The sequence below is a fragment of the Candidatus Desulfosporosinus nitrosoreducens genome, from assembly GCF_030954495.1.
GTDB classification, from domain to species: Bacteria; Bacillota; Desulfitobacteriia; order Desulfitobacteriales; family Desulfitobacteriaceae; genus Desulfosporosinus; species Desulfosporosinus nitrosoreducens.
This window is the reverse complement of sequence record NZ_JAVHUW010000035.1, coordinates 38,190-51,906: the sequence shown is the minus strand read 5'-3', so window position 1 is coordinate 51,906 and position 13,717 is coordinate 38,190. Positions and strand designations below refer to the sequence as shown.

The 13,717-nt window shown below is 46.6% G+C and carries 13 protein-coding genes; 3 read left to right on the top strand and 10 right to left on the bottom strand.

Annotated elements, in window-relative coordinates; translation table 11 throughout:
- Nucleotides 1-98: 98 nt before the first annotated feature.
- Both REC12_RS05985 and REC12_RS05980 read left to right on the top strand, forming a co-directional pair.
- The gene (locus REC12_RS05985; protein WP_308892905.1) at nucleotides 99-1,310 is read left to right on the top strand and encodes a GGDEF domain-containing protein; all 1,212 of its coding nucleotides are present in this window, start codon (nucleotides 99-101) and stop codon (nucleotides 1,308-1,310) included.
- A gap of 67 nt (nucleotides 1,311-1,377) precedes the next feature.
- Nucleotides 1,378-2,574, top strand: a complete 1,197-nt coding sequence (locus REC12_RS05980) for an anaerobic nitric oxide reductase flavorubredoxin (protein ID WP_308892904.1) — start codon at nucleotides 1,378-1,380, stop codon at nucleotides 2,572-2,574.
- A gap of 157 nt (nucleotides 2,575-2,731) precedes the next feature.
- On the opposite strand, the gene REC12_RS05975 is transcribed toward REC12_RS05980, so the two are convergent.
- Entirely contained in the window at nucleotides 2,732-3,889 is a 1,158-nt protein-coding gene (locus REC12_RS05975; RefSeq protein WP_308892903.1) for a metallophosphoesterase, read from the bottom strand.
- A 422-nt stretch (nucleotides 3,890-4,311) separates the two neighbouring features.
- Here REC12_RS05975 and REC12_RS05970 point away from each other — a divergent pair, with 422 nt between their 5' ends.
- Nucleotides 4,312-4,545: a 4Fe-4S dicluster domain-containing protein gene (locus REC12_RS05970; RefSeq protein ID WP_308892902.1), complete on the top strand. Its 234-nt coding sequence runs from the start codon at nucleotides 4,312-4,314 to the stop codon at nucleotides 4,543-4,545.
- A gap of 63 nt (nucleotides 4,546-4,608) precedes the next feature.
- Here REC12_RS05970 and REC12_RS05965 read toward each other — a convergent pair whose 3' ends face one another.
- The 9 genes from REC12_RS05965 to REC12_RS05925 all read right to left on the bottom strand — a co-directional run bounded on the left by REC12_RS05965 (nucleotide 4,609) and on the right by REC12_RS05925 (nucleotide 13,600).
- On the bottom strand, nucleotides 4,609-5,781 hold the full coding sequence (locus REC12_RS05965; protein ID WP_308892901.1) for an ABC transporter permease: 1,173 nt from the start codon (nucleotides 5,779-5,781) through the stop codon (nucleotides 4,609-4,611).
- Complete coding sequence (locus REC12_RS05960) at nucleotides 5,775-6,464, bottom strand: ABC transporter ATP-binding protein (RefSeq protein ID WP_308892900.1); 690 nt, start codon at nucleotides 6,462-6,464, stop codon at nucleotides 5,775-5,777. The genes REC12_RS05965 and REC12_RS05960 overlap by 7 nt, the downstream gene beginning before the upstream one ends.
- Nucleotides 6,461-7,372 (bottom strand): efflux RND transporter periplasmic adaptor subunit, encoded by a 912-nt coding sequence (locus tag REC12_RS05955; protein ID WP_308892899.1) that lies wholly within the window; start codon nucleotides 7,370-7,372, stop codon nucleotides 6,461-6,463. The genes REC12_RS05960 and REC12_RS05955 overlap by 4 nt, the downstream gene beginning before the upstream one ends.
- Nucleotides 7,373-7,629: 257 nt before the next feature.
- Nucleotides 7,630-8,565, bottom strand: a complete 936-nt coding sequence (gene rbsB / locus REC12_RS05950; protein ID WP_308892898.1) for a ribose ABC transporter substrate-binding protein RbsB — start codon at nucleotides 8,563-8,565, stop codon at nucleotides 7,630-7,632.
- Nucleotides 8,566-8,827: 262 nt separating this feature from the next.
- Nucleotides 8,828-9,766 carry an ABC transporter permease subunit gene (locus tag REC12_RS05945; RefSeq protein WP_308892897.1) on the bottom strand — a complete coding sequence of 313 codons (939 nt, stop codon included), beginning with the start codon at nucleotides 9,764-9,766 and terminating at the stop codon, nucleotides 8,828-8,830.
- The gene (locus tag REC12_RS05940; protein WP_308892896.1) at nucleotides 9,759-11,258 is read right to left on the bottom strand and encodes a sugar ABC transporter ATP-binding protein; all 1,500 of its coding nucleotides are present in this window, start codon (nucleotides 11,256-11,258) and stop codon (nucleotides 9,759-9,761) included. The genes REC12_RS05945 and REC12_RS05940 overlap by 8 nt, the downstream gene beginning before the upstream one ends.
- A 21-nt stretch (nucleotides 11,259-11,279) precedes the next feature.
- A complete protein-coding gene (gene rbsD / locus REC12_RS05935) occupies nucleotides 11,280-11,675 on the bottom strand; it encodes a D-ribose pyranase (RefSeq protein WP_308892895.1) in 396 nt (131 codons plus the stop codon).
- Nucleotides 11,675-12,598 carry a ribokinase gene (rbsK, locus tag REC12_RS05930; protein ID WP_308892894.1) on the bottom strand — a complete coding sequence of 308 codons (924 nt, stop codon included), beginning with the start codon at nucleotides 12,596-12,598 and terminating at the stop codon, nucleotides 11,675-11,677. Before rbsK ends, rbsD begins: the two co-directional genes overlap by 1 nt.
- Complete coding sequence (locus tag REC12_RS05925; protein WP_374214181.1) at nucleotides 12,599-13,600, bottom strand: LacI family DNA-binding transcriptional regulator; 1,002 nt, start codon at nucleotides 13,598-13,600, stop codon at nucleotides 12,599-12,601. It abuts the gene before it with no gap.
- Nucleotides 13,601-13,717: the final 117 nt, after the last annotated feature.

Sequence of the window (13,717 nt, the reverse complement as noted above, 5' to 3'; positions counted from 1 at the left end):
CTTGCAGGATTATCTTAGGTTTGCATAGAAAGAATAATGCCACCACTAATTAACTTCTTAAATTTTAGGCATAAAGCGCAAGGTGGAGGACTTACTGAATGAAAATTCGTTCCCTGCTTAAACTAACAAACACTTATTTTTTGGCTCTTAGTTTGATTGCCCTCCTCACTCTCGCGATTTTTATAACTATGCACCAGGTTATCCTGACTCAACGAGACAGCGCTTATCTCATTAATCTAAGCGGAAGCCAACGCTGGTTGTCCCAAAAGGCGTCCCTTCTGAGCATCGAACTCGTCTACAGTAAAAATCCGGCCGAACAGAACCTTCTGAGACATAACTTGCTACAAATTGTTGACCAAATCCAGAGCAACAATCAACTATTGCTCAAAGGAACTCCGGATAAACCACAGCATTTATCCCCCATGATGAAGAGCTTATATTTTAACTCACCCCTCAATTCAGAAACCCATTTGCAGCGGTTTACTTCAGAAGCCCTTGCGCTGGCCAAAGAGCCTTCTCTATCACTTACGCCCAATAATCCTCATTTTACCTATGTTCTTCAAAATAATGAAACTTTATTAGAAAACTTCGTTTCCATCGTCAATCAATATCAGACAGAGAGCGAGGCTAAAATCCAGCGTCTTCAGCTGCTTAACTCCGCAAGTGGAGCAATTATCCTTCTTACCATCACTTTTCTGGGAGTTTATATCTTTCGTCCTTTGACAAATACTTTGGTGGCTGAGAAAATTCAATTAGAGAAAACCAATCAAGAATTAAGTTTGCTTTCCTCCATGGACGGCCTGACTGGTATTGCCAACCGCCGCCAATTCGATCAATCTCTAGCCCAGCTCTGGTCCTTAGCCAGCCGCAAAACAGAGCCTATAGCTTTGATAATATGTGACATTGACTTCTTTAAAGCTTATAATGATCATTATGGACATCTTCAAGGAGATGAATGCCTCAAGAAGGTAGCGTCCGGCCTGAAGGAATCGTTAAAGCGACAAGGGGATTTACTTGCTCGATACGGCGGAGAGGAATTTGTCGTTATCTTGCCAAATACAGACATAGATGGTGCGGCAAAAGTCGCCGAAGTTTTACGAGCCGATATCGAAGGCTTAGAAATACCCCATCTCTTTTCTTCCGTATCACCCAGGATAACGGTTAGTGCCGGTGTAGCCTGCCTGTATGCCTCATCTACTTCTTCACCGGAACATTTGATTGAAGCAGCCGACCAAGCCCTTTATCAGGCAAAGCAAACGGGCCGCAATCGCATAGTCTTGGCCAACGGCCTGGCAATACCTCAAACATAGTCCAGCCTTATACCCAGCGGCACTTAAAATTTCGATAGTCATTAAAACAAATTGGAGGGATAAATTTATGAGTTTTGAAATTAACCAAAGTGTAAAACACGTAGGAAAAATTGATTGGGAGCTGAAAAAATTTCACGGGGATGAGCTTTCTACTCATCGTGGTTCGAGTTATAACTCTTACTTAGTCCGCGACGAAAAGACAGCTCTGATCGACTGCGTTTGGACTCCTTTCGCCAAGGAATTTGTGGCCAATTTAAAAAAAGAGATTGATTTGAAAACCATCGATTACATTATTATGAATCATGGCGAACCTGATCATAGCGGGGCTTTGCCTGAATTAATGAAGGAGATCCCCGACACTCCTATTTATTGTACTGCCAATGCTATCAAATCCTTAAAGGGCCAATATCATCAAGAATGGAACTTCGTTCCTGTCAAAACAGGCGACAAGTTAAGCCTCGGGTCCAAAGAGTTTATTTTTGTTGAAGCCAGAATGCTCCACTGGCCGGACACGATGTTTACTTACTTGACGGGTGATAATATCCTCTTCAGCAACGACGGTTTTGGCCAGCACTTGGCTTCAGAGCATATGTTTAACGACTTAGTTGATCAAACTGAATTATATCACGAAGCCCTCAAGTATTACGCGAATATCTTAACCCCTTTCAGTAATTTTGTGGAGAAGAAAATTACCGAAATTCTAAGCTTAAATCTGCCTGTTGACATGATTTGCCCAAGTCATGGCCTTATCTGGAGAGACAACCCTTTGCAAATGGTCCATAAATACATGGAGTGGGCAAAGGGTTACCAGGAAAATCAAATCTCAATTATTTATGATACGATGTGGAACAGTACCCGTCAAATGGCTGAAGCTATTGCCGCGGGGATCAAAATGAGTGATCCTCAGGTTACCGTGAAATTATTTAATTCCAATTCCACTCACACGGATAAAAACGATATCCTTACCGAAGTTTTTAAATCTAAAGCAATCCTTGTCGGTTCACCAACCATTAATAAAGGCATATCCTTTGCCATGGCCGGAATTCTGGAAATGATTAAGGGATTAGCTTTTAAAAACAAGAAAGCCGCCGCTTTTGGCAGTTATGGTTGGAGCGGCGAAGGCACCAAACTTATTTCAACCGAATTAGAACACGGCGGTTTTGAGCTGCTGAACGACGGGCTTAAAATTACTTGGAACCCAGATGACGAAGGCCTCGTTAAATGCCAAGAATTCGGCAAGGCCATCGCGGAAGCCCTCAAATAAAGGGCGTTGCATTGCCTCTGTACTGCAGAAGAGTATTTGAAATTGACTATATTTGACAGTATCTTTAAGAAACTGTTGCCAAACAAATATTTATAAATTTTCAGATTAAAGCCATGCATATACGTGGATTTTACCACTATTTATGCATGGCTTTTGGTCAATTAAAGGAAATTGTGATATCGACAACCTCCGGAGTGTTGCCTACCCGGACCGGCGGCCCCCAGGTTCCATAACCTGAGGAAACAATAAGCTGGAAATTCCCCTGGCGCAAATAGCCCCAGTCGTCTTCGAAAATACGGCTTGTAATCAGGCGAATCGGAAATAACTGGCCGGCGTGAGTATGTCCGGACAGCTGCAAATCCACGCCTTGTTCAACAGGCTCCTCCAGATGCGCCGGCTGATGATCCATTAGAATGACGGGCAGCGAACGATCTACGCCTTGCATTAAAACCGCTAAGCTTTTTCTCTTGACCTTATTAATGCGCTCGCCGGACAGATCGTCCCGTCCTATCAAATAGAAACTTCCGGCAATCTCCTGAGAGTTATCACGCAGTACCCTTACCCCCGCTTCATCTAAATATTTAACGGCTTCCTCGGCATTTCCGCCAATGTATTCATGGTTGCCCAAGACCGCATAAACGCCGTAGGGAGCGCTTAATTTCCGAAAACTTCCGGACACTTCCTCCTTATTCGTTGACTCAATATTTTCATCGAACACATCCCCGGCAAACAAGACCAGATCAGGCTTTAGCTGATTTACAGTGTTGACCATTTTTGTAAGATAAGCATTATGAATAATCGTCCCTAAATGGATATCTGAAACCATGACAACATGCAGCTGCTTGAGAGCTCCGGCTTGTTTAGAGATTGAAAGATCATAATGATTCACCCGGGGATGGCGGGCATTCCAGGCCCCATAAGCAACAACACCGAGGACTAAAGCAGAAACAATCAACCCCAAAGCAGGATTCAGGTTCTGCTTTACTTCCACAGGAACAATATGAAAAAAGCGGTCAATCAATCTTAATAAATCAAGCATTGTGATGGTTAAGAGAAAATACCACATAAAGGCCAGCCAATAGGCCCCAACCAGAGTTACTCCTTCGAATAATGCTGCCGGCAGTAATTTGGGGCTAAATCGGCTTATTAAATAGGAGAGGGCTATCAGCCAAAAAAGCAGCCAATACACTTGGGGATTTAGGAAAGGAACATAACTGAACAAAGACTGCCACCCACGTGACCCAATATAAAAGTTAAATCCTCCGTAAATCAGGAAAATAACGCCGCCCACTAAAATATAAAAAGGATTAAACATCCTGATAAAGTTTCACCTCCGGTTTTAATATGAATCCTTGCCCAGGTTCGGTGTTTTGTTCAGAGTTCGCCTGGAGGCTGGAATAATCCTCTATTCATTTGCCCTTTTCTCAAAATATCTCGAAACCCGTATGATTCCGCCGCAGCATAAACCACAAGGCGGCAGGGAAAATCCCGGATAACCTGCCTTTATACATCTTTTCACATGGCGGGAAATAGTTTCACCCCTACTATTGAGAATCAGAATACTAAATTTTAACAACCTTTTATAAAACTTTTAGAAGCAGATTATGCCCCGTTTATTTTCGTTGCTTAAAATAACCTCAGAGAAAAGGAGGTTATTCCAGTGAAAGAAAAATGCTCCATCAGGCCTTTTATTAAAACGACATGGGGAAAGAAGCCTTTCCCTGAAAGCGGGCAGTGATGATGGTTTCTGCCAGCCCGCTCTTTTCCAAAAAGAGAGTACTAAAAACAAAATATATTTCTATTAATACCGGAAAATGTACCGCCTGTTGGGAATGTATCTCAGCCTGCCCTCAGGATGTGCTGGGAAAAGTCAATTTCTTTTCACGCCGCCACGTTCACCCTGTACATCCCGAGAATTGTAACGGCTGTCTGGCTTGTAAAAAGGTCTGTCCTCACAGCGCCATTGACTAACGTAAGTTTTATCGCAAAGAAACAATTACCGCTTTTTATCCTCTACCCTATGAGTTCATTGCCCTAGATATGCCTCAGAGCGTCTATAGGATTTAACCTGCTCGCTTTTCTGGCAGGAGCTAAGCCGAAAATAATCCCCACCGCTGCTGAAAAGCCAACCGCCAGCAGAATTGTCCAGGCCGTCATGATAAAGGAAAATCCCATGAGAATTGCCGCCGCGACAGCAATTAAGATCCCTATGATCAATCCTAATAACCCGCCAAATAGGGAAATAAAAATAGACTCAATGAGGAACTGTAATTGAATTTGACCAGGTTCAGCCCCCAAGGCTTTCCGCAATCCTATTTCCGTGGTACGCTCCGTAACGGAGACCAGCATCATATTCATAATTCCGATTCCGCCCACAAGCAAAGATATCGAAGCAATTCCCGCCAGCAAAAGTGTAAGCATTCCTGTGATGTTACCGATAACATCAATGATATTCTGCATATTAAGCACGCTGAAAGCGTTTTCCTGATAGTTAAAGGCAGAATTCAAAATGGCCGTTACGTCATTGATAATGCTCTCGGACTTGCTCGAATCGCTCATATAGACATCAACGCTGGTAATGGTGCTTACTCCCAGCGTTTTCATCGCCGAAGTGTAAGGCATAATGATAACATCGTTTGTTGAACCTGTGATGGAATTGCTCGTTGCTTTTAACACACCGACAATTGTGACCGTATTGCCGTTAATCAAGAGGTGCTGGCCAAGGGGGTCCTGGCCGAAGAACAGCTCCTTGACGAGGTCACTGCCTAAGACGGCAATTTGATTTTTATCTTTGACGTCAAGAATATTAACCCCTCTGCCCTCCGCTAAAAGACCTTGTTCCTTTTTAAAGTAGACCTCGTTTTTGCCTTGCACAGAGACGTCGGTTTTAACGAGACGATCATAGGCAATTGAAGTCTTGCCGGAAACCGTCGGTGAAACTCCGCCGACGTCTTTGACCTGCGAAAGCTCCGCCAGGTCGTTTTCGCTCAAGCCCTGCTTGAGACGGGTGCCCATGGCCTGAATCGTAATCTTGTCGGCGCCAAGCGACGATATTTGGCTGGTAATGCTTCCTGTCGCACCCTGAACTATAGTAATCAGCGCAATGATTGAGGACACCCCGATCAAGACGCCAAGAACTGTCAGAAAGGAGCGCATTTTATTGTGAATAATATTGCTCCAGGCCATTTTGATTGATTCTTTCAGCATTCCTTCCCAGCCCCCTCACTTAAATGCCCATCAAGAATGTTCACAATCCTATGCGAATAATTGGCAATAGTTGCATCATGGGTGATCATGACAATCGTCCTTCCTTCAGCATTCAGTTCTGTAAAAAGATGCATGATCTGTTGCCCGGTCTTTTGATCAAGGGCACCGGTCGGCTCATCGGCCAGCAGTATTGTCGGTTCAGTCACCACAGAACGGGCTATGGCGACACGCTGCTGCTGCCCACCTGAAAGCTGGTTCGGGTAATTGTACATTTTTTCAGCTAAGCCTACACGTTCCAATATGGAAGCAGCCCTTTTCCGGCGTTGTTCCGGCGATACTCCGGCATAAATCATCGGCAGCTCCACATTTTCCAAAGCATTTAATCTTTGCAAGAGCTGAAAGCTTTGGAACACGAAACCTATTTCACGATTGCGTATACGTGCCAGTTCCTTTTCGTCGAGATCTTCAACATCGTTATTCGCCAAAATATATTTGCCGCTGGTTGGAACATCGAGGCAGCCAATGATATTCATCAAAGTCGACTTGCCGGAACCGGAGGGGCCTAAGATCGATACAAACTCTCCCTCTTTAATTTTTAAGTTAATATTTTTCAGCACTACAAGTTCTTCGGCATCTAAGGAGTAGGTTTTGACAATGTCTTGCATCGTTAAGATTTCACTCATTGTCCATTGTCACCTCCGGAGCTTCCTTGAGAAGCTTCACCGGAACCTTGCTTCATCTGTGTGCCCGCGCCTAAGCCGGTGGATTTCGCCAGCGGCGGAACCAGGATGATGTCATTAGCTTTTACCCCGCTTTTAACCTCCACTTGTACACCGTCATTAATGCCTAAAGTTAAACTAACCGTTTTCGGCACATTATTGCTGTCTTTCAGCAAGACATAAGGATTGTTGTTGGCGTCAAATTGTATTGCCGACATCGGCAAAAGAACAACGTTAGAAACGCTCTGGTTTAGAACCTTAGCCTCTGCCGACATACCTACCCGCAGGCTGCTGTCTTTGGGCAGAGAAATATCTGCCGTAAATGTAGTTACGCCGTTCGTATAGTCGCCCTCTTTGGACACATCTGTGATTTTTCCCTGCACATCTTTATTTAAGGCATGAATGGTAACGGTCGCATTCTTACCCGTGGAAACAGCCGCCAGATCATATTCGTCAACCTGTACTTTCAATTGCAAATCGGAATAATCGACAATATCTATCAATTTAGCCCCGGGCATAATCTGGGCATTTTCATCGGCGTAAATATTGGAGACTTCCCCGGCAAGCTCAGGTTTTATTTCTTCACCCATGGTCGTTGTCATTAAAACAGTATCCGTGGATACTTGCTGTCCTGTTTGAACTTTGATGTCCTTAATCTGCATCGTCTTGTCCGCATAAACCGTTTGCCTGTTTTTAGCCTCTATGCTCCCGGAAAAGGTGTAATTGGTTGCCAAATTCCCGGTCGTGGCCTTAACTTCCGTATAGTTTGTCTTTTTAGGCAGGGCATAAAAAGCGATCCCCAAGGCTACAACCAAAACTCCTATAATCGACCAAATAATTGCCTTTTTCTTGCCGGTCTTTTTGTTTTTCATTAGCTCTACCTCATCTACATTGTTTTTAGCAGTTTGCCTGAATCCTTGAGGTAATATACCTGCAAAACTGTTGGCGAAATACTGCAAGATAGAACTCTAAAACTCAAACCTTTAAGATTATAAATAGTGATAACAAAACACAAGCATCCTCTTTTCACTATCCCAAAGTGAAGAGGATGCTTGTGTTTTCTTGCGATCGAATTAACACAGAGGGAGTGGGAACAACATAAACAAGTTCGGCACCCCCCTGTTCCCGATTACTTCGTAATAAGTTCCAAAGCTACGGGAATACTGGCGTCTACTTTTTCCCCTTTAGCTACTTTCATAGCTGTTTCGACAGCGGTTTTGCCGATTAAATCCGGTTTTTGGGCAATAGTGGCTGCCATTTTTCCGTCTTTAACAGCTTTAACGGCATCATCTGTGGCATCAAAGCCCACGACTAAGATATTGTTCTTACCCGCGGCTTGAATGGCACTGAGAGCTCCTAAAGCCATTTCGTCGTTTTGGGCAAAAACGGCCTGGATGTCTTTATTTCCTTGGAGGATATTTTCCATAACGCTTAAGCCTTTGGCGCGATCGAAATCAGCAGGTTGGGAAGCGACAACCTTCACACCGTCTTTACCGTCGACAACGCTGTGGAAGCCCTTGCCGCGATCGCTTGCTGCCGATGTTCCGGCTGTTCCTTGCAATTCCACAATATTTCCTTTGTTGTTGAGTGCCTTCAGGATATAATCCGCAGCCATGCTGCCGCCTTTGACGTTATCCGAGGCAATATGGGAGACCACTTTGCCGCCATTAGAAGCCCGGTCAACAGTAATGACGGGGATGTTGGCTTTATTGGCAGATTCAACGGCAGAGACAACGGCCGCACTGTCCGTTGGGTTTATCAAAAGTACATTTACTTTTTTCTGAATCAAGTCCTCAATATCACTGATTTGTTTCGCCGTGTTATCTCCGGCATCCACAACGACTAAATCAGCGCCTGCCGCTTTCGCCGCTTTGTCGGCACCGTCCTTGAGGGTCACAAAGAATGGATTATTTAAAGTAGAGACGGAAAAACCAATAGTTACTTTCTCGGCAGGTTTAGCCGCATCCTTGTTTTCTAAACTAGATTGAGTTGTTCCGCAACCAATAAGACTGACTGCCATAACTATTACGAGCATCATCATCCACAGGCCATGTTTTCTTTTCATGTTTCCTCTTCCTTCCTATTTCTTGTTTCTTGTTTTTTGTTGAGTCTGATCTAAGTCACCGGATTAATCAGATGAGCACCAGTAAGCTATAACGAATTGACCTCGTCACTGAGCCATCGCATCCTCCCCTCTTAGAGCATCTATGTTCAAGACTTAAGCGGCGGCAGCCTCATAAGTCCAAGAACCTCAAGGAATCTCCTGCGGCTTAGCCGGAATTTCAAGGCTTCAGCTGTAAAGCCTTCCGGTGAATGGCTTGAATGAATTATTTTCCTTTGGAACGATCCAATAAGACCGCTATCAGGATGACAGCACCTTTGACAACTTGTTGGTAAAAGGACGATACGTTCATCAGATTCAAGCCATTATCCAGAACACCTATGATCATGGCTCCAATCAAGGTTCCGGCAATCCAGCCTTTCCCACCGGAAAGGCTCGTCCCTCCCAAAACAACAGCGGCAATGGCATCAAGTTCATAGGATGTCCCCGCCGTCGGTTGAGCGGAGTTAAGGCGCGAAGTCAAAATAATTCCACTCACGGAAGCTAACAAACCACTGATACTATAGACAAGCACTTTAACCCGATTGGTATTAATCCCGGAAAGCCGGGTTGCTTCTTCATTCCCCCCCAGGGCAAAAACATGACGGCCAAAGGAGGTGAATTTCAACAAGACATAAAGCACTCCAAAGGCTACCAACATCCAAATCACCGGCATAGGGATCTGCAAGAGATAGCCGCGTCCAATCAGGCCAAAATCATCGGGCAGCCCGGTTATCGGCCTTCCTTGGGTGTAAACCATGGTTAAACCCCGAAATATGGTCATCGTCGCCAGGGTAGCGATAAAGGGAGCAACTTTCCCGCGGGCAATGACGACCCCATTGACAGTTCCCATCAGCGTTCCCGCCACCACGCCTACACCTATGGCCAGCCAGGAATTCGTTCCGGAGGCCATCATTCCCGCCGCAAAAGCGCTGGAAAGGGCAATGATCGAACCGACAGAGAGGTCGATCCCTCCCGTCAGGATGACAAAGGTCATGCCAAAAGCAATCAAGGCATTAATAGAAACTTGACGAAGCACATTGAATACATTGCTGACGGTCAAGAAGTCCGAACTGGTAATCGATAAGATTATGACGATTAGCATCAGTCCCACCAGGGGGCCCATGCGCTGCAAAATTCCCCGTTTCCCTTGAGTCTTAGCCATGATTTTTCCCTCCTGTAGCTGCAACCATAATCCTTTCCTGGGTAGCGTTTTCCCGTGAAAATTCTCCGGTAATTCTTCCTTCATGCATAACCAGGATTCGATCGCTCATGCCGAGAACCTCCGGAAGTTCCGAGGAGATCATAATGATAGCGGCCCCTGTTTGTACGAGCTGATTCATCAAATCGTAAATCTCCCGTTTGGCCCCGATATCCACGCCCCGGGTCGGCTCATCAAGAATTAAAACCTTAGGCCGGGTTGCCAGCCATTTGCCGATAACAACCTTTTGTTGGTTTCCACCACTTAAGGACCGCACTTCTTGTTCAGAGCTATGGACTTTGACCTTAAGCTTGGCAATACTTTCCTTGACAAAATCCCCTTCCAGCCGGTGGCTGATAAAACCGAAGCTGGAAAGTGCACGCAGGTTGGGCAGCGTCAAATTTTCCCGCACCGAGAGATCGGGAACGAGCCCCTCACCTTTCCGATCCTCCGTAATCAGGGCCAGACCTGCCTTGATGGCCTCTTTTGGGTTTCTCAGGTTAACGTCCTGGCCTTTTATAAAAATCTTCCCTTGCTGATACTTCTCAACGCCAAAGAGCGCCTTGGCCAGCTCTGAACGCCCCGCTCCCATCAAACCGGCAATGCCCAGGATTTCTCCGGCTTTGACACTTAAATTGATATCATAAAGCTTTCCTTCCTGCACAAGCCCTTCCACGCGCAGAAGCTCTTCCCCAATCTCCCTTTCTACCTGCGGGAAACGTTCTTTAATCTCCCGGCCAACCATCATCTGGACCAACTCATCCAGCGTGGTATCCTTGGCCTCCCGGGTACCAATGTAACGCCCGTCCCGCAGCACAGTGATCCGGTCGCTGATTTGGAAGATTTCCTCCATACGGTGGGAAATATAAATCATCCCCACTCCCTGGGCTTTCAAAGCTTCAATAATCTGAAAAAGTTTTTCAATTTCACGCTTGGTTAAAGCGGCCGTTGGCTCGTCCAGCACTAAAATCCTGGCGTTCATGGAAAGGGCCTTGGCAATCTCCACCATTTGCTGCTGCCCGACGGACAGCTCTCCCACCAGGCCCTCCGGGTTTAAATCCATTCCCAGCTGCTTCAGATAGTTCTCGGCTTCGGCACGCATCTGAGTCCGATTCAAGAAGCCGGTATGCCCCCATTTAAGCTCCCTGCCCAAAAACATATTTTCGCGGACGGACAGGTCGGGGATCATGTTAAGCTCCTGATGAATAATCGCTACCCCCAACTGTTGAGCAATTTTCGGAGAAGTGGCCGCAGATTCGCTTCCTGCGATCCGAACGGACCCCGCATCCTTGCTGTATATCCCGGCCAGGATTTTCATCAAGGTCGATTTGCCCGCTCCATTCTCTCCCATCAAGGCATGAACTTCCCCTTGCCGGAGCGAAAACTGGACATTATCCAAAACCGTAACTCCGCTAAAACTTTTACTGATTCCCTCCATAACCAGGAGTTCTGACATAACTTGAATCCTCCTTGCAGATTAGAAGATTACGCCTGCCTCAAGAATGACATTAGCATAAGGAGTAAACTCGCCTGTGCGGATTACTGCTTTGGCCCGCTGGGTAAGCGCTTTTAGTTCATCATGCGTGATAACCTTAACCGGAACCCCGGGCAGCACTGTCATCAATTCCTCCCGTTTAGCGGGACTGGACACTGCCATCTCCTGAGCCACGAAAACCTTCTCCACACACATTTCCTGGAGAACGGTTGTGACCGTTTCTATAAAGGATGGCACCCCTTCTTTTAAGGCCAGATCGATTCTTCGTACATGAGGCGGGATGGGCAAGCCCGCGTCGGCAATCACGAGAGTATCCATATGCCCCAACTCACTGATCACCCGGGATATTTCACTATTTAGGATGCCAATCTTTTTCATTATCTTTCCTCCCGAAAATACTCTGCTACTTCGTTTAAGCGGGGCATCCCGCCTTGGGCTCCGAATTTCGTGACCGCCAAGGCTGAAACCCGACCGGCAAAGGCAACGGCTTCCCGGATATCTTGGCTCCGGGCAAGAGCATAGGCCAGTCCGGCATTAAAGGCATCCCCTGCTCCCGTAGTATCCACCACCGGGACTTTATGCCCCGGAACCCGAAGCAGCCTGCCCCCTCGTTCCCTGTAAGCGGCTCCCTCGGCGCCCAGGGTCGTGATGCAAGTAGAAACTCCGAGCTCCAAAACCCGCTCAATCCCCTGGTCAAGAGGGGTATCCTCAGCTACTCCCGCTATCAGGGCCAGTTCTGAACGATTCGGCGTTAAATAATCCACGTTGCTGAGCAGATCCCGCGAGAGGGTTTGAGCCGGGGCCGGATTGAGCAGCACGATCTTCCCATATCTGCGGGCCAGTTCAGCCGCATACTCAACCGTCTCCAAGGGAATTTCCAGCTGCAGCAAAACAAGATCCGCCTCGGCAATTTTTGCTTCAAACCGTTTTAAATCTTCCGGCAAACATTGAGCATTAGCCCCGGGAACCACTACAATACTGTTATCTCCTTCGGCCAGAAGGATAGAGGCCACCCCCGTGGGCTGCGCAGCAAGAACCTTAATGCTTGAAGTGTTTACACCGTCTCTCTGCAAAGCTTCTTGGAGCTCTGCTCCAAAGGCATCCGAGCCAACGGCCCCAATCATTGTAGTCTCCGCACCCAGACGCGCCAGCCCTATGGCTTGGTTTGCGCCTTTACCGCCGGGAATAAAGTGAATTTCTTCTCCCAGAATGGTTTCTCCACGTTTAGGGGCGCGCGGGGCTTTAACCACCAAATCCATATTTAAACTTCCGATAACGACAATTTTAGGCTCTTGCTGCATTTAGTTCTGCCCCCTCCGAGTGGATTTTCTGGTAACTAAGGTAACATCAAGTTCAATAATGGTATTTTCACTGATTCCGCTTTCAATCTCATCCAACAAAACTCGAGTGGCCAGCCCTCCCATCTCATAGATAGGTTGAGCCACCGTCGTTAATTCCGGTTCCGTAATTTCTGTTAAACCGATACCATCGAATCCACAAACTTTAACTTCCTCCGGGACTCGGATTCCCCGTTCATGCAGAGCCTTAAGCGCCCCCACAGCCATCAGATCATTGCCGGCAAAAATTCCGTCAATATCGGGATACCGGGCTAAGAGCTGCTCCGCACCCCTGCGGCCGCTTTCGATATCAAAATGCCCCGGCACAATTAAGCTGGGGGAGAAATCCTTTGATTCCCCGACAATGTCTTCATACCCCAACAAACGCTCGCGGGCCGTGATGAATTCCTGGGGACCATAAATATGGGCGATTCTCCGGCAGCCTTGATCTATCAAGTGCCGTACGGCCAGCTTAGCTCCCTCTCGATTATTGGAGCGGATGATCGGGCAAGCTGTCGTCGTCAAGCCCCTATCCAGCAAGACGATCGGAATGCCTTCTCTGCGCAAAGCCATAACGTCTTCTTCACGAATTGTATTTGAGGCAAAAATAAAGCCATCGACGTATTTCTTCTTAAGTACTTTAATATAAGAGCTCTCTTTGATACCGAGATCATCCGAGTTGCCTAAGATAACCGTCAAACCCTGTTTATGGGCCACATCCTCGACGCCGCGCGCCAAAGCGGGAAAAAAAGGATTCAGAATATCCGGCAGGATGAGTGCTATGATCCCCATCTTCTTGCCGGCTAAACCTCGGGCAACCGCGTTGGGTACGTATTGAAGCTGTTCAATCGCTTTAAGCACTTGTTCCGCAGTCTCCGGGTTCACAAGATCTTTCTGGTTAATTACTCGGGAGACCGTAGCAACCGACACCCCTGCTAAACGAGCAACATCTCGAATTGTCGCCAATGACTCCACCCTCTTCATTCCATGTAAGCGGTTACATTCTCAATTTAGACCCTGTGTACTATAACTCCTTAGCAAACCTTTTCTGTTTATAAATAAGCGTAAACTTCGCTGAAAATA

Excerpts from the sequence above, each read along its gene's own strand:
- REC12_RS05985 (WP_308892905.1), top strand. The coding sequence starts at position 99 with ATGAAAATTCGTTCCCTGCTTAAACTAACAAACACTTATTTTTTGGCT.
- REC12_RS05980 (WP_308892904.1), top strand. The coding sequence starts at position 1,378 with ATGAGTTTTGAAATTAACCAAAGTGTAAAACACGTAGGAAAAATTGAT.
- REC12_RS05975 (WP_308892903.1), bottom strand. The coding sequence starts at position 3,889 with ATGTTTAATCCTTTTTATATTTTAGTGGGCGGCGTTATTTTCCTGATT.
- REC12_RS05970 (WP_308892902.1), top strand. The coding sequence starts at position 4,312 with ATGATGGTTTCTGCCAGCCCGCTCTTTTCCAAAAAGAGAGTACTAAAA.
- REC12_RS05965 (WP_308892901.1), bottom strand. The coding sequence starts at position 5,781 with ATGCTGAAAGAATCAATCAAAATGGCCTGGAGCAATATTATTCACAAT.
- REC12_RS05960 (WP_308892900.1), bottom strand. The coding sequence starts at position 6,464 with ATGAGTGAAATCTTAACGATGCAAGACATTGTCAAAACCTACTCCTTA.
- REC12_RS05955 (WP_308892899.1), bottom strand. The coding sequence starts at position 7,372 with ATGAAAAACAAAAAGACCGGCAAGAAAAAGGCAATTATTTGGTCGATT.
- rbsB (WP_308892898.1), bottom strand. The coding sequence starts at position 8,565 with ATGAAAAGAAAACATGGCCTGTGGATGATGATGCTCGTAATAGTTATG.
- REC12_RS05945 (WP_308892897.1), bottom strand. The coding sequence starts at position 9,766 with ATGGCTAAGACTCAAGGGAAACGGGGAATTTTGCAGCGCATGGGCCCC.
- REC12_RS05940 (WP_308892896.1), bottom strand. The coding sequence starts at position 11,258 with ATGTCAGAACTCCTGGTTATGGAGGGAATCAGTAAAAGTTTTAGCGGA.
- rbsD (WP_308892895.1), bottom strand. The coding sequence starts at position 11,675 with ATGAAAAAGATTGGCATCCTAAATAGTGAAATATCCCGGGTGATCAGT.
- rbsK (WP_308892894.1), bottom strand. The coding sequence starts at position 12,598 with ATGCAGCAAGAGCCTAAAATTGTCGTTATCGGAAGTTTAAATATGGAT.